This window comes from Cupriavidus sp. 05L411 (assembly GCF_056398045.1).
In genome coordinates, this window is the sequence record NZ_JBFTOQ010000013.1 from 42,717 (window position 1) to 61,727 (window position 19,011).

A 19,011-nucleotide genomic window follows, 5' to 3' on the forward strand; every position below is an offset into this window, starting at 1 on the left:
AACAATGAATCACCCCGACTCTCGCCTCTCTCGCCTCCTGCCGGCGCTCTCGTTCTCGCTGCTGGTCACAGCCTGCGCCAGCGGCCCGCAAGCCAGCCCCGACGACCCCCTGGAGCCGCTCAACCGCGTTGTCTTCAAGGTCAACGACAAGGCCGACGAGTACGTGGCGACGCCGCTGGCCAAGGGCTACCGCGCCGTCACGCCGCAACCGGTGCGCACCGCGGTCACCAATTTCTATTCGAACCTCGCCGACGTCGGCAATACGGTCAACAACCTGCTGCAAGGCAAGGGCGTGGATGCGGCGGAGAGCTTCATGCGGGTGGCGGTGAACTCCGTGCTGGGCATTGGCGGCCTGATCGATATCGCCACGCCCGCCGGCATCAGCAAGCACTCCCAGGACTTCGGGCTGACGCTCGGCGTGTGGGGCGTGCCTGCCGGCCCGTACCTGGTCCTGCCGCTGTTCGGCCCCAGCTCGATCCGCGACGGCGTTGGGCTGTATGTGAACTTCCAGCTGTCCCCAACCACGTGGGTAAACGATGAAAACGTGAAGTGGGGCCTGTGGGGCCTGGGCTTCCTGGACGCACGGACCAATGCGCTTGGCGCGACCGATCTGCTGTCGCTGGCGGCGCTGGATAAGTACAGCTTTGTGCGCGATGCATACCGCCAGCGCAGGCAATACCTGATCCAGGGCGGTGGAGGGAAACTGCCGGATTATGAGGATACCGACGCACCGGCTGAAAGCGCGGCGCCTGCGCCTGGCGCACCCGGAGCGCCCGCAGCCACCCCCGCGCCTGCTGGCACGGTAGACAAAACGCCGGAAGGCGAAGCGAAGAAGCCCTGAGCCTGACTTGACCCTGCCTGGCGCTGCATGCAGCGCCAGGCAGGCTTCAGACAGGCCTCAGGCTGGCTCGGGCCTTAACCCAGGGCTTAAGCCAAACCCCTTCCCCACCCTGCCCTTGGCGGCCAGCAGCGCAAGCCTGGCCAGCCTCGCATCCCTGCCCAGCCGGATCAGGTCCGGCACCTGTCCTGGCCCCGCCAGCAGCGCCTTGAGCAATGCCCAGATGTCGGTGCTGCCATCGGGACCCATGCCGGCCACCGCGGCGGGCGGCACTTCCCGCTGCGCGGGATCGATCACCACCCGGCAGGCAGCGAACGGCAGCCCGAATTCCTCGGCGACACGCGCCGCGATATGCGATTCCATGTCGACCGCCAGCGCACCGGTGGCCGCATGCAATGCCGTCTTGGCCGCCACCGAGGCCACAGCCTGGTCAGCGCCGGCAAGCACGCCGGAAATGGCCTCGGGCAAGGCAAGCGAAAGCGAGCGCGACCAACTGGCGTCAACGGGCCGCAATCGATTCCCATCATGGATGGCAGAGGCGACGATCACCCGGCCTGGCAACAGCGCGGGATCCAGCCCGCCGGCCACGCCAAAGCTGATCACGCCGGCGCAGGGACGCGCCAGGCGTTGCCGCAGGCCTTGCGCCAAGGCTTCGGCGCGCAAGCCGTGCAGGGTTTCAACGCCGGGGCCGGCGGCGATGCCAGCCTCGAAGCGCATGCCAGTCACCACCAGCGTGGGACCGGCATGGCGTTGCGGCAAGCTTGGCGCGGTCACATCCCCCACGCCACCGCCCGCGTGCCGTCGCGGCGCAGGTTGCGGTAGCGTGCCAGCGCCCACAGCGGGAAGAAGCGCGCGTAGCCGTGGTAGCGCAGGTAGAACACGCGCGGGAAGCCCACCGCGGTGAAACGCGCCTCGCTCCACAGGCCGTCGGCCTGCTGCATGCGCATGAGGTAGTCCACACCACGCGCCACGGCCGGATGATCGACCTGGCCCGCGGCCATCAGGCCCAGCACCGCCCAGGCGGTTTGCGACGGCACGCTCGGCGCGGTCTCGTAGCCCTGGTAGTCGAGGCGGTAGCTGCTGCCGTCCTCGCCCCAGCCGCCGTCGGCGTTCTGGATCGAGATCAGCCAGTCGGCGGCGCGGCGCATTTCCGGCGCTTCGGGCGCCATGCCGGCGGCATTGAGCGCGCACAGCGCGCTCCACGTGCCGTAGACGTAGTTCGTGCCCCAGCGGCCATACCAGCTGCCGTCGGCCATCTGCTCGTCGAGCAGGTAACGCTGGGCGCGCCGGAAGGCTTCGCAGCTGGCCGCGGTCTCGCCCAGCTGCGCGAGCATCGACAGGCAGCGCGCCGACACGTCGGCGGTGGGCGGATCGAGCAAGGCGCCGTGATCCGCGAACGGGATGTTGTTCAGGTACTCATGCGTGTTCTCGGGCTCGAACGCGCCCCAGCCGCCGTTGCCGCTCTGCATGCCGGCCACCCACTCGCGCGCACGGCTGACAGCCTCTTCGTAGCGTGAAAGATGGCTGGCCGGTGCCACGGCCGGTGCGGCTGCACCGGTGCGCGCCGCGCGGTCCATGGCCATCGCCACCACGGCGGTGTCGTCCACGTCCGGGTAATGCGGGTTGGCGTACTGGAAAGCCCAGCCGCCGGGACGCACGTCGGGGCGCCGCACGATCCAGTCGCCGCGCACGTCCAGCACCTGCAGCGGGCGCAGCCATTGCAAGCCGCGCTCAACGGCCGCCTCGGCTCGCGGGCCGCCCACTTCCAGCAAGGCATGGCTGGCCAGCGAGGTGTCCCACACCGGCGACAGGCACGGCTGGCAATAGGCCTCGTCGCCGTGCACCACCAGCAGCTTCTCGATGGAGGCGCGGGCCACCGCCACATCGGGATCGGTGCGCGGCACGCCAAGCACGTCGAACATCATCACGGCATTCGCCATGGCCGGAAAGATCGCACCCAGGCCATCCTCGCCGTTCAGGCGCTCGCGCACGAATTTCTCGGCGCGAGCGATGGCGCGCGCGCGCAGGCTGCGGGGGAACAACGGCTCCGCCACGCGCAAACCGGCGTCCAGCACGCGGAACAAGCCGAACCACACGCGCTTCTGGTGCGGCGCGCGCGGGGCCAGCCTGGCCGCCTGGCACGGACGGATGAACAATTCGTCGATGCCCACGCCACGCGGGTTCCTGGCCTGGGGACGCAGGCTGTTGAGCACCAGCAGCGGCACGATCACCGTGCGGGCCCAGTACGCGACCTTGGACAGGTGGAACGGGAACCACAGCGGCAGCAGCATGATCTCCACCGGCATCATCGGCACCGCCTGCCACGGCATCACGCCGTACAGCGCGAGCAGCGTGCGGGTGAAGACATTGCTGGCCTCGGCACCGCCCATCCCATGGATGGCGGCGCGGGCACGGCGCATAGGCTCCGACTCGGTGTCGTCGCCAATCATCTTGAGCGCGAAATATGCCTTCACGCTGGCGCTGATGTCCGAGCGGCCCTGATGGAACAGCGGCCAGCCGCCATCGGCATTCTGGATGCGGCGCAGGTAGCGCGCGATACGGGCTTCCAGCACGGTATCCGGGGTCTCGCCCAGGTAGTGCACCAGCAGTACATATTCCGCCGGAATCGTGGCGTCGGCCTCCAGCTCGAACACCCAGTGGCCATCCGGCCGCTGGGTCGCCAGCAAAGCGTCAAGCGCGCGGTCAAGCGTGCCCTCCAGCTCATCTTGCGCGGGCTCATTCGAATTGGGGGATAGTGCAACTTGGCTCATCGGTTTCGATGTCCTCTTTTCAACAACGCAATTACGGCAATGCCGCACGCGGCCGTGAGCGGCCATGGGCGGCAGTCAATCGGCGGATTCACCTCACACGAGGCCATGCCGCAGCAAAATCCATAGCAATCGCGCGCGCGGCACGCGCACCCGCGCCCGCGGGTTGGCCCAGCCGCGAGCCAGCAGACGCTGCAGGATCACGTGGTAAACCTCGCCCATGATGCGCGGCGATCGGACCGTGCGGCGCGGCGCCGCGTTCATGATGGCGAATGCCTGGTCGTAGTACGCCTGCGCCTGCTGCGCAACTTCCAGGCACGCGCGGCCAACGGCGGGATGCCCCACGATGGCATGCGGCGTGCCGATCGGCACGCCCGCGCCCAGCAGCGCTTCGGCCGGCAGGTACACACGGCCCAGTTCCGCGTCTTCGTCGATATCGCGCAGGATATTGGTCAGTTGCAATGCACGGCCGAGATGATGCGCCAGCGCTACGCCAGCATCACGCTCCATGCCGAACACGCGCACGGCAAGGCGCCCCACCGCACTGGCCACGCGGTCGCAATAGAGATCCAGCGTAGCATTGTCCGGCGCGCGGATATCCGCGTGCACGTCCATGGCCATGCCATCGATCACGGCGAGGAAATCCTCTTGCTGCAAACCGAAGCGCTGAATCTGGGCAGCCAGCCCACGCAATGCCGCTGGCGGCGTGCCGGCATAGCAGGCGGCAAGATCGGCGCGCCAGGCGTCGAGTCCGGCAAGGCGCGTGGCGCGCGGGCCATCGCCATCGGCAATATCGTCCACCGCACGGCAAAAGCCATAGATCTCGAACATCGCCTCGCGTTGCGCGGCGGGCAGGATCTTGAGGGCGGTATGGAATGAGCTGCCGGACGATACGGCATGGCCCGCTTGCGGGACGGTTTGCACTGCGATTTCTGTTCCGGCCACGTAACTCCTCGTCACGCGTTGGACCGCCGTGCTGCTTTGCTGCCTGGGCCTGGCTTGTCGCCACAGCCCGGCACGCAGCGCCAGGCGGCATGTTTGGGGTAGTGGGCGATTATACCAACTCCGGCCATGGGCTCAGCCGCCAGCCGAAGAAGGGGGTTGGAGGGGGTGTGCCGTGCAGGCCACCGCCAGCGCCACCGGGCCTTGCGCTGGCCTGGTGCGTGCGGCATCGCGCACAGATCGGCTGGCGAGCGCCTATTTAACGCGCTGGCTGGCGCGGCGGCGCTCCATCACGAACCTGCCGCGCCTTGGATCGTAGCGCGCTACTTCGATGTAGTTAGCATCGTTTAGCGGGTTGTTATCGCATTCCATGGCACCCGCGCCACTTGCCGCAGCCTGCGCGGCCAGCGCACGCTCGGCCTCGGCGGCGGCACGCATGCGGCGCAGGTCGGCCAGCACGGACGGCGAGATGCGATCGAGCAGACGGCTGGACCTTAGCTTGTTCATGGCGGCCTTCCTCGAAGGGATGGCGCCAGTGTAGGCCCGTGGTACGGCCGTTTAATGTGCCCTGGACCACGCACCGGCGCAATTTTTTGCGCCGTGGCTGGCGCGCGAGCCACTCCGGTGCCGCCAGCCCGCAGGCAGGGAACGGGCTCAGAACCCCAGCGGATAGCCGTCCTTGCGGTGGTCCGAAGCCGCCGCGTAGCCATCCTCCAGGCGCATCGCGATCTGCGCGCCGCCGAATTCCAGGTTGCCCTGCGGCGCCACGTCCACCTTGTGGCCGCGCGCGCGCAAGCCTTCCACGGTGGCGGCCGGGCAATTCCACTCCACCGCGATGGTGGCGTTGTCGTCCAGCACGCGCCAGCGAGGCGCATCGCACGCGGCTTGCGGGTTCTGGCCGAAATCCGCGAGCCGGCTGGCCATTTGCAGGTGGCCTTGCGCCTGCATCGAGCCGCCCATCACGCCGAAGCTGGCCAGCGGCGCGCCCTTGCGCATCAGGAAGCCAGGGATGATGGTGTGGAACGGCCGCTTGCCAGGGCTTACCTGGTTGGGGTGGCCCGGCTTGAGATTGAAGCCCCAGCCACGGTTATGCAGCGCGATGCCGGTGCCGGGCACGACCACGCCGGAGCCAAAGCCTTTGAAGTTGGACTGGATGTACGACACCATCATGCCGCTCTTGTCCGCCGTGGTCAGGTACACGGTGCCGCCGCTGTGGGGCTTGCCCGGGCCGGCTGCCGCCGCGCGCTCCGGGTCGATGGCCTTGGCGCGGCTGGCCAGGTAGCCGCGATCGAGCAGGTGGGCGGCCTGCACCTCGGTCATTGCCGTAGGGTCGCCCACGTACGCGTGCAGATCGGCAAACGCCAGCTTCATGGCTTCCACCTGCACATGGATGGCAGCGGCGGAGTCCACGCCCATGGCCGCGACATCGAAATGCTCCAGGATGCCCAGCGCCATCAGCGCGCCGATGCCCTGCCCGTTCGGGCCGATCTCGAACAACTCCAGGTCGCGATAGGACATGCTGATCGGCTGGACCCAGTCCGCGCGATGGGCGGCGAGGTCGGCCTCGGTGATCAGGCCGCCGGTGGCGCGCGCATGCGCGGCGATACGGCCGGCCAGCTCACCGTGATAGAAATCGTCGCCCTTGGTCTCGGCGATGCGCGCCAGCGTCTGCGCCTGGCCCGTGCAGATGAAGCGCTCGCCCGGCAGCGGCGCGCGCCCGTTCGGCGCGAAGGCGTCGGCAAAGCCCGGCTTGTCGATCAGCACGGGCACCTGCGCCTGCCACTGGCGGTGCACGGTGTGCGAGACCAGGAACCCGTTGCGCGCGTATTCCAGCGCGGGCTCGAAGAGCTCGGCAAACGGCAGGCTGCCGAACTTTTCCCACGTGGCGCGCCAGCCGGAAACGGCGCCAGGCACGGTCACGGTGTCCCAGCCGTTGGCCGGCATGCTGCCGTAGCGCGAGAAATACTCGGGCGTCCACGCCGCCGGCGCCCGTCCACTAGCGTTCAGGCCATGCAGTTCCTTGCCATCCCAGATCAGCGCAAAGGCATCGCCGCCGATCCCGTTCATGCACGGCTCGACCACGGTCAGCGCGATCGCCGTGGCGAGCGCCGCGTCCACGGCGTTGCCGCCACGGGCCAGCATGCGCAGGCCTGCCGCGGCCGCCAGCGGCTGCGAGGTGGCCACCACGTTGTCGGCCAGCACGGGCACGCGTTGCGAGGGATAGGGGAAATTCCAGAAATTGGTCATGGTTTGCGAGGCTCCGAGGGTTGGGGAATCTGGCCAGCGGCTTGCACGGCAGCGCCGGCCAGATGCGTTTGTGTGTTGTTCTTGCGCGGTGGCTACTCGATCTTGACGTTGGCCGCGCGCGCCACCTTCTCCCACGCGCGCATCTCGTCGCCGATCATGCGGCCGAATGGCTCGGGTGCTGTGTACTTGATCTGCACGCCCTGTGCTTCCATGGCCGCGGCCAGCTCCGGCGAGGCCAGTACGTCCCTCATCGCAGCGGAGAGTTGCTTGAGCACCTGCGGCGGCGTGCCCTTGGGCGCAACCAGGCCAAACAGGTTGTCGGCACGGAAGTCCCGGATGCCGGCCTCGGTCACCGTCTGGGCATCGGGCAAGGAGCTCAGACGATGCTCGGACGCCACCGCCAGCAACCGCAGCTTGCCGGATTTCACGTGCGGCAGGGCCGAGGGAATGCTGTCGAACATCATGCTCGCCCGGCCTGCCATCAGGTCCGGCAGCGCGAAAGCGCTGCCCTTGTACGGCACGTGCACCACATCCACGCCGGTACGCAGCTTGAACAGCTCCGACTCCAGGTGCGACAACGTGCCGGAGCCCTGCGAGGCAAAGTTGTACTTGCCCGGAGATGCCTTGAGCAGGCTGACCAGCTCAGGCACCGAATGCACCGGCAACGAGGCCGGCACCACCAGGATATGCGGCACGGTGCCGATGCCGGCAATGGGCACGAAATCGCGGGCGAGGCTGGCGGGCTGGTTGCTATACGTGGCAGCCGCAATGGCGGCATTGCTGACAGCGGCCAGGTAAAGCGTATAGCCATCGGGCGCGGCCTTGGCCGCGAAGCTCATGCCAATGGCCCCGCCAGCGCCCGGGCGGTTGTCCACCACCACTGGCTGCTTGAGCACGGTGGACAAGCGCTGGCCCACCGCGCGCGCCAGCACATCGGTGGCGCCGGACGGCGGAAAGGACAGCACCAGCTGGACCGCGTGGTCGGGGTAGTCCGCTGCAGCGGCTGGCGTGGTGGTGGTAGCGGCGCCCGCGGCCAGGGCCAGCAGCAGGCCGGCTCGTGCCTGCTTGCCCCCACGGAAAAGACGGGCTGGCCCCTGCAACGTGCGGGTACGGTAAAGCGACTGGATAAACATGATCAGGGTAGCTCCGGATAGCGTCGAAGACGTTAACTGCCGAGGTAGAGTCGGAACGTTCCGGGGCGCAGCCGCTTTGGCTGCCGGCTTGCTTGCGCGCCCCTGTCATGCTGGATCTGGCTTCGCCTAGGGGCGATATTGACTGACGGGAAGCGCAGATTTTAGGCGCGCCCGGCGGCCACCGGAATGCGGATCGGCCATAGAGCTATGCGAAAATGGAATACGCATTGCGGCCACGGCCTGGCGCCCTTGCCAGGCCAGGCCGGCGGCAGGCTTTCCCTCATCGTTCCACCGCTTCCGAAGACACATCCCATGCAGCTGAAATGGATCGACGACCTGCTGGTCCTGGAGAAGACGCGCAGCTTCTCGCGCGCCGCCGAGCTGCGGCATATCACGCAGTCGGCGCTGTCGCGGCGCATCCGTTCGCTGGAGGATTGGGCCGGCGCGGTGCTGGTCGACCGCAACACCTTCCCCATGGACCTGACCCCGGCCGGCAAAACCTTCTGCGCCAGCGGGCGCGAGGCACTCACGCTGCTGATGGAGGCACGTGCCACGCTGCGCCAGGAAAGCCGCATGCCGGGCAAGGCGATCCAGATTGCCGCCGGGCATACCTTGTCGCTGACCTTCCTGCCGGGCTGGCTCAAGGCATGCCAGAAGCGCTACGGCCAGTTCAATGCCCGGGTCGTGGCCGCCAACGTGCTCGAAGCCGTGGTGGCGCTGTCGGAGGGCAACTGCGACCTGATGCTGGGCTACAACCACACGCGGGTGCCGGTCTCGCTGGACCCGGACAAGTTCCGCAGCCTCACGGTCGGGCACGACGTGCTGATGCCGCTGTGCGCGCCCAATGCGCGCGGCGCCCCGCTGTTCTCGCTAGGCAGCAGTGGCGCCAAGCCGATTCCCTACCTGGCCTACACGGCCAGCACCACGCTCGGCCGCATCGTCGAGGTGATCCTCGAGGACGCGCCGCCACGCCGTGCGCTGGCGCGTTGCTATGAGGCCGACATGGCAATCCTGTTGATGAAGATGGCCAGCGAAGGCCACGGCGTGGCCTGGCTGCCGCGCACCACCGCGGCCGATGCGCTCGCGGCGGGCACGCTGGTGCCGGCGGGAGACGCCACATGGTGCTCGGCATTCGATATCTGCGCGTATCGTGCCGCCCATGCCAGCAACCCTACCCTGTTGGCGCTCTGGGAGGTGCTGGAGCGCGTTCCCGCCCATGGCGAGGGTGGGGGCCGCGAACCGGACTGCTAGTGCAAACCGTTTCCCCCGGATCGTCAAGACGCGGCGCCGCGTGGCTGGGCCATGCGCAAAGATCCGAACACCGCGCGCGAAATCCTCCGGATCAGCGCGCGTTGCCCCGCCAGCGGGCGCGTCCCTTGCTTCAGGTGCTGGAGGCGACAGTCACGAACACGGGATTTGAATAGAACCACAGGTCGTTATAGTTGCGCGCGTTGATGGCATTGAAGCGCGGCGTGTTTTCCGTCAGGTCCGTCTTCAGGTCGGGCAGCGGGTTGCCGTTGGCGGTCTCGCCCGGCACGTTCATGCCAAGATTGGTGCCGCGCAGCCGGAAGTACTGGCTCTTGGCCGCATTGAAGGTGTAGGTCACCGTGTTGTAGCCGTCCTTGTCCAGCTTCCAGTCGGCCTTGGTGAACGTGGCGATGACCTTGGTGGAGTCGTTGGTGTCCTTGCTGTAGCCGGGCGTGCCGGGCAAGGCGCGCGGCGTGACGTCACCGGCGATCAGGTCGATGTGGTCCACCGTGGGCTTGACGTTGACGTTGGCGCCGCTGTCCAGCGGGTACTCGAAGTTATTGCGGTCCGGGCTCTTGAAGCGGATGGTCACGGTCACGCTGTCGCCGGCGCGGGCCTTGAGCTCACCGCCCATCTCGCGCTTGGTGCCGCTCGCGGCCACATTGAAGTCCAGCGCGTTGATGAGATCGCCGAACACCGAGAACGCCTTGCCCGCGCGCAAGCCATCCAACACCGACTTGATGCCGGTCCCCTCCAGCCAGACGTAGTTGCGGGCGTACTCGCCGGGGAAGTAGCCGCTGCTGAAAAGCCCGCCGGCGGTCTTGAAATGGTGGTCCGAATTGGCGATGTTCCAGAAGCGGCGGCCGTCGCCCAGCAGCGCGTCCCAGATCCCGCCGACCTGCGCGACCACGTAGTCCACGCCGCCGTAGGTGCGCGACTTCAGGTTCGCCGGGTCGTAGGTGCTGCTATAGCCGCCGCGATCGGGTTCCATCTGATTGCCAACCATGCCTTCCACCGCAAACGCGATGTTCGGTGCGAGGTCATTGAACTCGCGGTAGTCGGCGGCCGTGTACTTGCCCGGATTGCGCGACGGATGGTTGATCAGCGCGTAGCTGGTATCGGGGAAGTTGGTCTTGAGCCAGGTGAACGCCTGCACCGCATCGGCGTGGCTGGAGGCGGCGGTGCGCGGTGCCTTGGCGTTCCAGGCCGCCACGTCCACCGGATCGAACATGGTGTCGGGGCGGCTGGTGAAAAAGTACTCGAATTCGTTGGCGCCCTTGACCGCCGTTGCGAGTGCGGGCGAACCGCTGAAGATGCCCACGTTGACGTGATCGTGGGTGGGCATGTCCCACTCGAAGGTCGAGAAGATCAGCTTGCCGGGGTAGCGGCCATCGGCCTGCAGCTGCTTGACGGCCGGGACTTCGTAGTTGGCCAGGCCCTTCGAGAACGGGATCGAGCCGCCCGGGATTGCCGTGCCCGTACTATCGCGATCCGACACGCGCAGGTGGTTCGACAAGGCCATCCAGTCGATGGTTGTTAGCGGTGAAGGCCTGGTCGAGCACCGTGGTGAGCGGACTCTGCGCGTCGTTCGATTCGGTGGTGTGGACGTGCAGGTCGCCGGTGGTCCACTTGCCGGTGACTTCGGCAACGGGCGTGATGGGCGTGATGGGCGTGACGGGCGTGCTCGGTGCGGCCGGCGCGGTGTTGCCGGACTGCTCGCCGTTGCCGTTGCAGCCGTAGAAGCCGCCGGCGATGCACAAGGAGGCCGCTAGGCCGAGGATGGATCTGGTGTGGCGCATTGGATTCGATTTCCCTGATGACACTGTTTTGTATTGACCCGGCTGGTCCGCGCGTCTTTCGTCCGGGCGCGCTGGCAAGGCTCTTGTGGGCGCAGATAGTGATTGGCGTTCGTGACACAGAGGTGACGCAAAGACGACAAAACCAGTATTTGAGTAAATCGATACACTCAATTGGGAAAATTCGTATCATCGAGACGACATTCTGACTTACAGAATACCTGATCGCATGCGCGAAGCCTCGCTTAATGCGCGCGTCATGCAAATCGGCTAGCGCGGAGAGAAGAAAGCGTCACTGCAGCGAAAGGCGATGGCCGATGCGGCAAGCACTATAGTGAAGACTGTTTCCACGCCGCCAGAAGGATGCAGCATGAACGCCAGCCTCTATCGCACCACCGCCGTGAAAATCCTGATCGCCGCGCTGCTACCGGTGGCAGCCGCGCATGCGCAGCTCGGGGATCTGCTCAAAGGCGCCACGCAGGGCGGCACCGAGAGTTCGTCCGGTGGCCTGAGCGGCCTGGGCAGCAGCCTGGGCGGGATGAGTGGAATGCCCTCGCTGCAATCGCTGAGTTCGGGCAGCACCGGCAATGTCGCCGGGATCCTGGAGTACTGCGTGAAGAACAACTACCTTGGCGGCGCCAGCGGCGCCACCTCGGTCAAAGACAAGCTGCTGGGCAAGGTCGGCGGCGACTCGCCCACATCGGACGCCGGCTACACCAGCGGCGCCAAGGGCATCCTGAGCAGCAGCGATGGCAAGCAGTTCGACCTGAGCGGCGGCGGGCTCAAGGATCAGGTCACCAAGCAGGTCTGCGACAAGATCCTCGCGCAGGGCAAATCGCTGCTGTAAGGCCAGGCGCGCTGAGCGCTCAGGCGGGCGACAGGCGGAAGGCCGACACGGCATGGTGCAGCGCGCCGGCCTGGTCTTCCAGCGACGTGGCGGCCGCGCTCGCCTGCTCCACCAGCGCCGCGTTCTGCTGCGTCATCTGGTCCATCTGCGCCACCGCGCGATTGACCTCCTCGATGCCGGTGCGCTGCTCCGCGGTGGCCGAGGCGATGCCGTCCATGATCGACGTCACGCGGCCGACCGCATTGACGATCTCGGCCATGGTCTGCCCGGCCTGCTCCACCAGTGCCGAGCCGCTGTCGACCTGGCCCACCGACTCGACGATCAGCGTCTTGATTTCCTTGGCCGCGCCCGCGCTGCGCTGCGCCAGGTTGCGCACCTCACCGGCCACCACCGCAAACCCGCGGCCTTGCTCGCCGGCGCGCGCGGCTTCCACCGCGGCGTTAAGCGCCAGGATATTGGTCTGGAAAGCAATGCCGTCGATCACCCCGATGATGTCGTTGATCTTGCGCGAGCTGGCGGTGATGCCGCGCATCTTGTCCACCACCTGGCTGACCACGCTGCCGCCCTGCTGCGCGATCTGCGAGGCGTCAGCCACATACTGGCTGGCCTCCTTGGCGTTGTCGGCGTTCTGGCGCACCGTCGCGGTAATCTGCTCCATGCTGGCAGCGGTCTGCTGCAACGAGGCCGCCTGCTGCTCGGTGCGGCTCGACAGGTCGCTATTGCCCGAGGCGATCTCCTGGGCCGCCGAGCTGATGGAATCGGCCGATTGCTGGATGCCCGCCACCGTGCCGGCGAGCTGGTCGCGCATATGGCCGATGGCGTACATCAGGCTGGAACGGTCGTCCGGGTGGGTTTCGACGCGCGCCGTGAGGTCGCCGCTGGCCATGCGCAAGGCAAGGGCCGCAGCGGTAGCCGGCTCGCCGCCCACCGAGCTCTGGATGCTGCGGATCAGCAGCGTGGCCACCGCGGAAATCACGATGCCCAGCAGCACCAGCAGCCCCAGCGATTGATACAGCGAGGCGCGGAACTGCGCTTGCACGTCATCCATGTACGTGCCGGCGACCAGGTCCCAGCCCCACGGCTTGAAGCGCGCCACGTAGCCGATCTTGGGGCTCGGCTGGTCGCTGCCCGGCTTGGGCCACCAGTAGTCCAGGTGGCCTGCGCCTTCTGCTGATGCGCCGCGGGCCGCGATATCGGCATATAAGGCGTTGCCCTTGGCGTCCTTGAAGTCGCTCATGTTCTTGCCGTTGAGCTTGGGGTTGATGGGGTGCATCAACAGCACGGAATCCGCGCCGACGATGGTGATGTAGCCATCCTTGCCATAACGCTGCGCGGCAACGCGGGCCGTGGCCTGGGCCTTGGCATCGGCCTCGGACATCTTGCCCTGGCGAGCCTGCTCGGCATAGTCGCGCACCAGCGAGAGCGACATGTCGACAATGTTAGCCAGCTCGCCGCGGCGATCGGCCATTTGCAGCTGGCGGGTCTGGAAGGCGTGCATCACGGTCAGCAACAGCAGGCCGAGCCAGGCCAGCACAAGGGGAATCCACAGCTTTTTTCGCAGGGTCAGACGATTCATGGCATTCGCTTCTCGGGGCAATGGCCGGTCATGCAGGAGGCATGCGGCATCTCCGGATATCGGAGCCGGGCTCGCCTTCTTTAGCGAAAGGCGCGACAGGACCGCACGAAAGGCCACGAAGCGCAGAAAATGTCGCATGAAGCACCAAAATGGCGACAGGTTGTGCCAGGCCGAAACGCTCGCGCACCCGCACGGTGCCAAAAAAACGCCTGCCATCCGCCCCCGAAAGCGGCGCAAATACGGCTACAATGCGCCTCGCATTCCACTCAGTAATTGCAATTGACTTGCAATTACCTGGCTAGTGGACTGCCAAGGGTTCGAAGGTGCCTCCGGCGCGCAGCGCGCGGCGGGGGTTAAACGGGAAACAGGTGCGCCGCCGGCCATGCCGCGGCTAATCCTGTGCTGCCCCCGCAACGGTCAGCAGGTACAAAGGTGTCACGCCGCGCCAACAGGCCGCGGCAGCCACTGCGCATCATCGCGCGGGAAGGCGGCACCCCGGACGCGCCCCCTGCGGCAGGCGTCCCCCTGCAAGCCCGGATACCGGCCTTCGACCGATCACCGGGGCTGCGGACGGGCGGCCAGGCGTGAGACGGCTGGCCACGCGCCTGGCCGTCACTGCGCGCGCGTCCGCGGCTGGTTCGTTTATTGCCGCCGGGCGGGGTCGCCCGCGGCCAATGATGGAAAACGCATGTCCGCGCGCCCTCGCATTGCCCATACCGCCTCGCCGGCGGCCGCCAAGCCACGCCAACGTCGTCATGCGCCCAAGCCGCCGCGCCAGCTCGCGCATCATTGCGCGCTCGCGCTGTCGCTGGGGGCCTTCGCCGGCCTCGGCGCCGATGCCGCCTGGGCGGCGGAAGATGCGCGGCCATCAGAGCGAGCGCAATCGCAGCCATCGCGCAGCGACAGCACGGTGCTGCCGCCGGTGGTAATCAGCAGCGCCTCTCAGCCGCCCGGGCTGGCGCTGTCCGAGCCCACCAGCACCGGCAGCCGCCTTGGCCTGACCCCGCGGGAAACACCCGCTAGCGTGGAAGTCCTCTCCGGCGACACCATTCGCGAACGCGGCGATTTGTCGGTGCGCGAGGCCGTGACCCGCGCCACCGGCATCACCGCCAATGGCGCGCCCGGCAACGGCGGCACGGCGCTCGCGGCACGCGGCTTTGCAGGACAAGGCTCGGTGATGCAGCTGTACGATGGCACGCGCCTCTACGTGGCCTCCGGCACCGTCACATTCCCCTTCGATACCTGGTCCGTGGACCGCATCGAAGTGCTGCGCGGCGCGGCCTCGGTCATGGTTGGCGAGGGCGCGATCGGCGGCGTGGTCAACGTGATTCCCAAGAAGCCGATGCGCGCGCCGATCGCCAACGAGCTGCAGCTCACCGGCGGCACGCAAAAAACAGCGCGCGCGGCGTTCGACAGCGGCGGCGCGGTCAACGAGACCCTCTCCTACCGCTTCAACGCCAGCTACGGCCGCTCCGGCGGCTGGGTGGACCGGGGCGACTCGCGCAGCCTGGCGGTGTCGGCCGCGGTGCGGCTGGACGTTTCGCCCGCGTTCAACCTGACGCTGTCCTATGACGACGCCGACCAGCACCCAATGCAATACCTGGGCACGCCGCTGGCGGGCGGCAGCCTGGACACCTCGCTGCGCAAGAAGAACTACAACGTTGGCGATGCCGATATCACCTACCGCGACCGCTGGACCCGGCTCGCGGCGCAGTGGCAGCCCAACGAGCGCGTCATGGTGCGCAACCAGTTCTATTACCTCACCAGCCAGCGCCACTGGCGCGACGCCGAGTCCTATACCTTTCTGCCCGCGACGGGCCAGGTGCGCCGCACCGACTATCTGGAGATCCTGCATGACCAGGAACAGGTGGGCGACCGCGCCGACCTGAAGATCGATGGCCAGCTGTTCGGCATGGCCAATACCGCCATGCTGGGGTTCGACGTCAACCGCATCAACTACACCAATAGCAGCAACTCGCCCTATGGCGGCGCATCCACGGTCAATGCCTACCAGTTCGACCCGGGCCAGTTCTTCAGCCCGCCGGGCATTGTCACGTTGCCGCGTTTTCGCACCCACACCACGCAAGCCGCGCTGTTTGGCGAGGACCGCCTCCAGCTGACCCGGCAATGGTCGGTGATTGGCGGCGTGCGGCTGGACCATGCCCAGCTGGAACGCGGCAACCTGGTCACGGGCGACGACTGGACCCGCAGCTTCAACAACATCACGTGGCGCGCGGGCACGGTCTACGCATTCACGCCAGCCTTGTCGGTGTATGCGCAGTACGCCACCGCCACCGATCCCCTTGGCGCACTGATCTCCACCTCGGACGCACAGAAGGATTTCAAGCTGGCCACCGGTAGGCAGATCGAAGCCGGGGTCAAGCAATCGTTCTGGAACCAGCGCGGCGAGTGGACCTTTGCCGCCTACCAGATCATCAAGAAGAACCTGCTGACACGCGACGCCAGCAACCCGGCGTTGTCGGTGCAGGTGGGCGAGCAATCCTCGCGCGGGCTGGAGGCCTCGGTCAGCGTGGAACTCATGCGCGGGTTGCGGTTGGATGCCAATGGCACCGTGCTGCGCGCCCGCTACGACGACTTCGCGGAAAGCGTGAACGGCGCGCTGGCCTCGCGCAATGGCAATGTGCCCACCAGCGTTGCGCAGCAGGCGGCCAACCTGTGGCTGACGTGGGCCTTCGCACCGCAGTGGCAGGCAGGCGGCGGCCTGCGCTACGTGGGCAAGCGCTACACCAACAACGCCAATACCACCACCATGCCGTCGTACACGGTGGTGGATGCCTCGCTGCAATGGCGTGTATCGCGCAAGACGGCGCTGACGCTGCGCGTGTACAACCTGTTCAACCGCGACTACGCCGAATCCTCTGGCAACAGTGGCGGCCAGTGGCTGCTGGGCCGGCCGCGCGCGGCCGAGCTGTCGGCCAACTTCTACTTCTAGGCCGGCCATGGCAAGCACACCCCTGCCCTGGCGTGAAGCCTGCTGGCGCTTCACGCGCCGCTGGCTCTACCTGGTGCACCGCTGGGCCGGGATCGCGGGCTGCCTGCTGATCGCCATGTGGTTTCTCTCGGGACTGGTCATGATGTATGTGGCCTTTCCCGCGCTGACCGACACCGAGCGCCATGCGGGGCTCCCGCCGCTGGACCTGCCCGGGGTAAGGATCACGCCGGATGCCGCGATGGCCAGCGCGGGCCTCACCCGCTTTCCGCGCAGCCTGCGCCTGGAGATGATGGGCGCGCACCCGGTCTACCGGATGATCGACTGGGACGGCAAGCCTTACACCGTCTCCGCCCGCGACGCGGCGCGCATCGAGCAGGTGGATGCCGTTGCCGCGCAAGCCATCGCCCAACGTTTCTCCGGCGCGGCGGGCGCGCGCTGGGTGGAAACCGCGGAGCGCGACCAGTGGACCGTGCCCAACGGGCTCAATCCCTGGCGGCCGCTGCATCGCATTGCGCTGGACGATGCGGCCGGCTCCGAGCTGTATGTGTCTGCCCGGACCGGCGAGGTGATGCGCGACACGAACCGCGCCGAACGGTTCTGGAACTGGCTCGGCTCGGTGCCGCACTGGCTGTACTTCACGCCGGTGCGGGCCGACCCGCCGCTATGGCGGCAGGTCGTGCTGTGGACCTCCGGCGCGTGCATTGCCGTGGCCGTCAGCGGCATCTGGATCGGCTGGCTGCGGCTGCGCGTGCGCCGCCGGTTTGCGCATGGCAGCGCCGGCGGCACGTCGCCCTATCACGGGTGGATGGCCTGGCACCATATCGCCGGGCTGGCCGCATCGCTGTTCCTTGTGGCGTGGCTGGCCAGCGGTTGGCTATCGGTCAATCCCAATCAGTGGTTTCCCGGGCGCGCGTTTGCGCAGCCAGCGCTGGAACGCTACGCCGGAGAAACCCTGCCGCGCATTCCCGCTGGCGATGGCGCGGCGCTGGCGAGCCTGCTGTCCGACACCGCGCTGCCTCCAAGGGAGATCAAGCTGGCCTGGCAGGCCGGCGTGCCGGTCATGCTGGTGGCGACCGCGGCCACGACGCACGCCTATCACGCCAACACCGGCGCGCCGCTGGCGCTCTCTGCCCGGACACTGGCCCAGGCAGCCGCGCGGCTGATGCCGGACGCCACCGTCGCCGGCCGCGACCTGCTGCACGAGGACGACGCCTACCGGTACAGCCACCACCTGCCGCGCAAGCTGCCGGTGCTGCGCGTGCGCTTTGACGACGATTGCGCCACGTGGGCGTACATCGACCCGGACACCGGCAACCTGCTGGGCCGCAGCGACCGCAGCCGCCGAGCCTACCGATGGCTGTTCCATGCCGCGCACAGCTGGGACTTTGGCTGGCTGGTGCGCCATCGCCCGGCCTGGGATGCAACGGTCTGGTTACTCTCGGTTGCCGGGCTGGTAGTCTCGGTCAGTGGCGTGGTGATTGGCTGGCGCAGGTTGTTTCGCGGGCGCCGCCGGCGGGCTTGAGTCCCGGCCTGGCGTCCATCCATTCAGAATTCCCGATCTTTCACGGACCGCTCATGTTCCGCTTTCTAGCCAGCATCTTCAACGACCAGGACGCCGACGTGCGCCGCAAGGTCATTGCGCTCTACGTCTTCCTGATCGCCGCCAACGTGGGGGCCTGGCTGTGGGCACTGGCAGCGTTGCGCGACCACCCCATGCTGCTGGCGTCCGCCGTGCTCGCCTACACGCTCGGCCTGCGCCACGCCGTTGACGCCGACCATATCGCCGCCATCGACAACGTCACGCGCAAGCTGATGCAGGAAGGCAAGCGCCCGGTGACGGTCGGCTTCTTTTTCTCGCTCGGCCACTCCACCGTGGTCACGCTGATGTCGATCGGCATCGCGATTGCCGCCGCCGCGCTGCAAACGCGCTTTGCCGACATGAAAGCCGTGGGCGGCATGATCGGCACCAGCGTCTCCGCGCTGTTCCTGTTCCTGCTGGCCTTCTTCAACCTGCTGATCCTGATCTCCGTGTGGCGTGCCTTCCGCGCGGTCAAGCGCGGCGAAGCGCTCAAGGAGCAGGACCTGGACCTGCTGCTGAACAACCGCGGCGTGCTCTCGCGGCTGTTCCGCCCCCTGTTCCGGCTGGCCAGCCGCAGCTGGCACCTGTTCCCGATGGGGTTGCTGTTCGGCCTCGGTTTCGACACCGCGACCGAGGTCGCGCTGTTTGGCCTGTCCGCCGCCGAAGCCGCCAAGGGCGTGCCCTTCTGGACCATCATGGTATTCCCCGCCCTGTTCACCGCCGGCATGTCGCTGGTGGACACCACCGACGGCATTCTGATGCTGGGCGCTTACGGCTGGGCCTTCACCAAGCCGATCCGCAAGCTCTACTACAACATGACCATCACGCTGGTCTCGGTCGTGGTCGCGGTGGTCATCGGCGGCATCGAAGCACTCGGGCTGATTGCCGACAAGCTCGGGCTGGAAGGCGGGCTGTGGGATGTGATCGGCGCGCTTAACGCGCATTTCGGCATGCTCGGCTATGTGATCATCGGCGTGTTCGTGCTGAGCTGGCTGATCTCGATGGTGGTGTACCGGGTGCGGCGTTATGACGAGATCGAGGTGAGGGTGGGGTGAGAGCTTTGACGAGTCTGCGAGACGGATAA

General features: G+C 67.3%; 15 protein-coding genes and 1 riboswitch. Of the genes, 6 read left to right on the forward strand and 9 right to left on the reverse strand.

Features of this window, described 5'->3' with window-relative positions:
- Positions 1 to 4 precede the first annotated feature (4 nt).
- The gene (locus AC1DQR_RS17315) at positions 5 to 841 is read left to right on the forward strand and encodes an MlaA family lipoprotein (RefSeq protein WP_416053065.1); all 837 of its coding nucleotides are present in this window, start codon (positions 5 to 7) and stop codon (positions 839 to 841) included.
- A gap of 57 nt (positions 842 to 898) precedes the next feature.
- On the opposite strand, the gene AC1DQR_RS17320 is transcribed toward AC1DQR_RS17315, so the two are convergent.
- The 6 genes from AC1DQR_RS17320 to AC1DQR_RS17345 all read right to left on the reverse strand — a co-directional run bounded on the left by AC1DQR_RS17320 (position 899) and on the right by AC1DQR_RS17345 (position 7,928).
- Positions 899 to 1,612 (reverse strand): phosphorylase, encoded by a 714-nt coding sequence (locus tag AC1DQR_RS17320; RefSeq protein ID WP_416053066.1) that lies wholly within the window; start codon positions 1,610 to 1,612, stop codon positions 899 to 901.
- Positions 1,609 to 3,609 carry a squalene--hopene cyclase gene (gene shc, locus AC1DQR_RS17325; RefSeq protein ID WP_477133428.1) on the reverse strand — a complete coding sequence of 667 codons (2,001 nt, stop codon included), beginning with the start codon at positions 3,607 to 3,609 and terminating at the stop codon, positions 1,609 to 1,611. The genes AC1DQR_RS17320 and shc overlap by 4 nt, the downstream gene beginning before the upstream one ends.
- Positions 3,610 to 3,702: 93 nt before the next feature.
- Positions 3,703 to 4,551: a presqualene diphosphate synthase HpnD gene (hpnD, locus tag AC1DQR_RS17330; protein ID WP_477133429.1), complete on the reverse strand. Its 849-nt coding sequence runs from the start codon at positions 4,549 to 4,551 to the stop codon at positions 3,703 to 3,705.
- Positions 4,552 to 4,803: 252 nt separating this feature from the next.
- The gene (locus AC1DQR_RS17335; protein ID WP_477133430.1) at positions 4,804 to 5,055 is read right to left on the reverse strand and encodes a hypothetical protein; all 252 of its coding nucleotides are present in this window, start codon (positions 5,053 to 5,055) and stop codon (positions 4,804 to 4,806) included.
- Positions 5,056 to 5,202: 147 nt separating this feature from the next.
- Positions 5,203 to 6,795, reverse strand: a complete 1,593-nt coding sequence (locus tag AC1DQR_RS17340; RefSeq protein WP_416053070.1) for a gamma-glutamyltransferase family protein — start codon at positions 6,793 to 6,795, stop codon at positions 5,203 to 5,205.
- Between the two features lie 92 nt (positions 6,796 to 6,887).
- On the reverse strand, positions 6,888 to 7,928 hold the full coding sequence (locus AC1DQR_RS17345; protein ID WP_477133431.1) for a Bug family tripartite tricarboxylate transporter substrate binding protein: 1,041 nt from the start codon (positions 7,926 to 7,928) through the stop codon (positions 6,888 to 6,890).
- A gap of 312 nt (positions 7,929 to 8,240) precedes the next feature.
- On the opposite strand from AC1DQR_RS17345, the gene AC1DQR_RS17350 reads away from it, so the two are divergent.
- Positions 8,241 to 9,179: a LysR substrate-binding domain-containing protein gene (locus AC1DQR_RS17350; RefSeq protein WP_477133432.1), complete on the forward strand. Its 939-nt coding sequence runs from the start codon at positions 8,241 to 8,243 to the stop codon at positions 9,177 to 9,179.
- Between the two features lie 130 nt (positions 9,180 to 9,309).
- On the opposite strand, the gene AC1DQR_RS17355 is transcribed toward AC1DQR_RS17350, so the two are convergent.
- Positions 9,310 to 10,698, reverse strand: a complete 1,389-nt coding sequence (locus tag AC1DQR_RS17355) for an S-layer protein (RefSeq protein ID WP_477133433.1) — start codon at positions 10,696 to 10,698, stop codon at positions 9,310 to 9,312.
- On the reverse strand, positions 10,658 to 10,975 hold the full coding sequence (locus AC1DQR_RS17360) for a hypothetical protein (protein WP_477133434.1): 318 nt from the start codon (positions 10,973 to 10,975) through the stop codon (positions 10,658 to 10,660). Before AC1DQR_RS17360 ends, AC1DQR_RS17355 begins: the two co-directional genes overlap by 41 nt.
- A 367-nt stretch (positions 10,976 to 11,342) precedes the next feature.
- Between AC1DQR_RS17360 and AC1DQR_RS17365 the strand changes: the two genes are divergently transcribed.
- On the forward strand, positions 11,343 to 11,819 hold the full coding sequence (locus tag AC1DQR_RS17365; protein WP_416053074.1) for a YjjA family protein: 477 nt from the start codon (positions 11,343 to 11,345) through the stop codon (positions 11,817 to 11,819).
- 19 nt (positions 11,820 to 11,838) lie between these two features.
- Here AC1DQR_RS17365 and AC1DQR_RS17370 read toward each other — a convergent pair whose 3' ends face one another.
- Positions 11,839 to 13,395, reverse strand: a complete 1,557-nt coding sequence (locus AC1DQR_RS17370) for a methyl-accepting chemotaxis protein (RefSeq protein WP_416053075.1) — start codon at positions 13,393 to 13,395, stop codon at positions 11,839 to 11,841.
- A gap of 304 nt (positions 13,396 to 13,699) precedes the next feature.
- Positions 13,700 to 13,958: riboswitch (cobalamin riboswitch) on the forward strand.
- A gap of 125 nt (positions 13,959 to 14,083) precedes the next feature.
- On the opposite strand from AC1DQR_RS17370, the gene AC1DQR_RS17375 reads away from it, so the two are divergent.
- From AC1DQR_RS17375 to AC1DQR_RS17385, 3 genes are read left to right on the forward strand one after another with little or no spacing between them, the layout of a single operon-like run.
- Positions 14,084 to 16,348 (forward strand): TonB-dependent receptor, encoded by a 2,265-nt coding sequence (locus AC1DQR_RS17375; RefSeq protein WP_477133435.1) that lies wholly within the window; start codon positions 14,084 to 14,086, stop codon positions 16,346 to 16,348.
- Positions 16,349 to 16,355: 7 nt separating this feature from the next.
- Positions 16,356 to 17,870 carry a PepSY domain-containing protein gene (locus tag AC1DQR_RS17380; RefSeq protein ID WP_477133436.1) on the forward strand — a complete coding sequence of 505 codons (1,515 nt, stop codon included), beginning with the start codon at positions 16,356 to 16,358 and terminating at the stop codon, positions 17,868 to 17,870.
- Positions 17,871 to 17,923: 53 nt separating this feature from the next.
- Positions 17,924 to 18,982, forward strand: a complete 1,059-nt coding sequence (locus tag AC1DQR_RS17385) for a HoxN/HupN/NixA family nickel/cobalt transporter (RefSeq protein WP_416053077.1) — start codon at positions 17,924 to 17,926, stop codon at positions 18,980 to 18,982.
- Positions 18,983 to 19,011: the final 29 nt, after the last annotated feature.

Excerpts from the sequence above, each read along its gene's own strand:
- AC1DQR_RS17315 (WP_416053065.1), top strand. The coding sequence starts at position 5 with ATGAATCACCCCGACTCTCGCCTCTCTCGCCTCCTGCCGGCGCTCTCG.
- shc (WP_477133428.1), bottom strand. The coding sequence starts at position 3,609 with ATGAGCCAAGTTGCACTATCCCCCAATTCGAATGAGCCCGCGCAAGAT.
- AC1DQR_RS17335 (WP_477133430.1), bottom strand. The coding sequence starts at position 5,055 with ATGAACAAGCTAAGGTCCAGCCGTCTGCTCGATCGCATCTCGCCGTCC.
- AC1DQR_RS17340 (WP_416053070.1), bottom strand. The coding sequence starts at position 6,795 with ATGACCAATTTCTGGAATTTCCCCTATCCCTCGCAACGCGTGCCCGTG.
- AC1DQR_RS17345 (WP_477133431.1), bottom strand. The coding sequence starts at position 7,928 with ATGTTTATCCAGTCGCTTTACCGTACCCGCACGTTGCAGGGGCCAGCC.
- AC1DQR_RS17350 (WP_477133432.1), top strand. The coding sequence starts at position 8,241 with ATGCAGCTGAAATGGATCGACGACCTGCTGGTCCTGGAGAAGACGCGC.
- AC1DQR_RS17355 (WP_477133433.1), bottom strand. The coding sequence starts at position 10,698 with ATGGCCTTGTCGAACCACCTGCGCGTGTCGGATCGCGATAGTACGGGC.
- AC1DQR_RS17360 (WP_477133434.1), bottom strand. The coding sequence starts at position 10,975 with ATGCGCCACACCAGATCCATCCTCGGCCTAGCGGCCTCCTTGTGCATC.
- AC1DQR_RS17365 (WP_416053074.1), top strand. The coding sequence starts at position 11,343 with ATGAACGCCAGCCTCTATCGCACCACCGCCGTGAAAATCCTGATCGCC.
- AC1DQR_RS17370 (WP_416053075.1), bottom strand. The coding sequence starts at position 13,395 with ATGAATCGTCTGACCCTGCGAAAAAAGCTGTGGATTCCCCTTGTGCTG.
- AC1DQR_RS17375 (WP_477133435.1), top strand. The coding sequence starts at position 14,084 with ATGTCCGCGCGCCCTCGCATTGCCCATACCGCCTCGCCGGCGGCCGCC.
- AC1DQR_RS17380 (WP_477133436.1), top strand. The coding sequence starts at position 16,356 with ATGGCAAGCACACCCCTGCCCTGGCGTGAAGCCTGCTGGCGCTTCACG.
- AC1DQR_RS17385 (WP_416053077.1), top strand. The coding sequence starts at position 17,924 with ATGTTCCGCTTTCTAGCCAGCATCTTCAACGACCAGGACGCCGACGTG.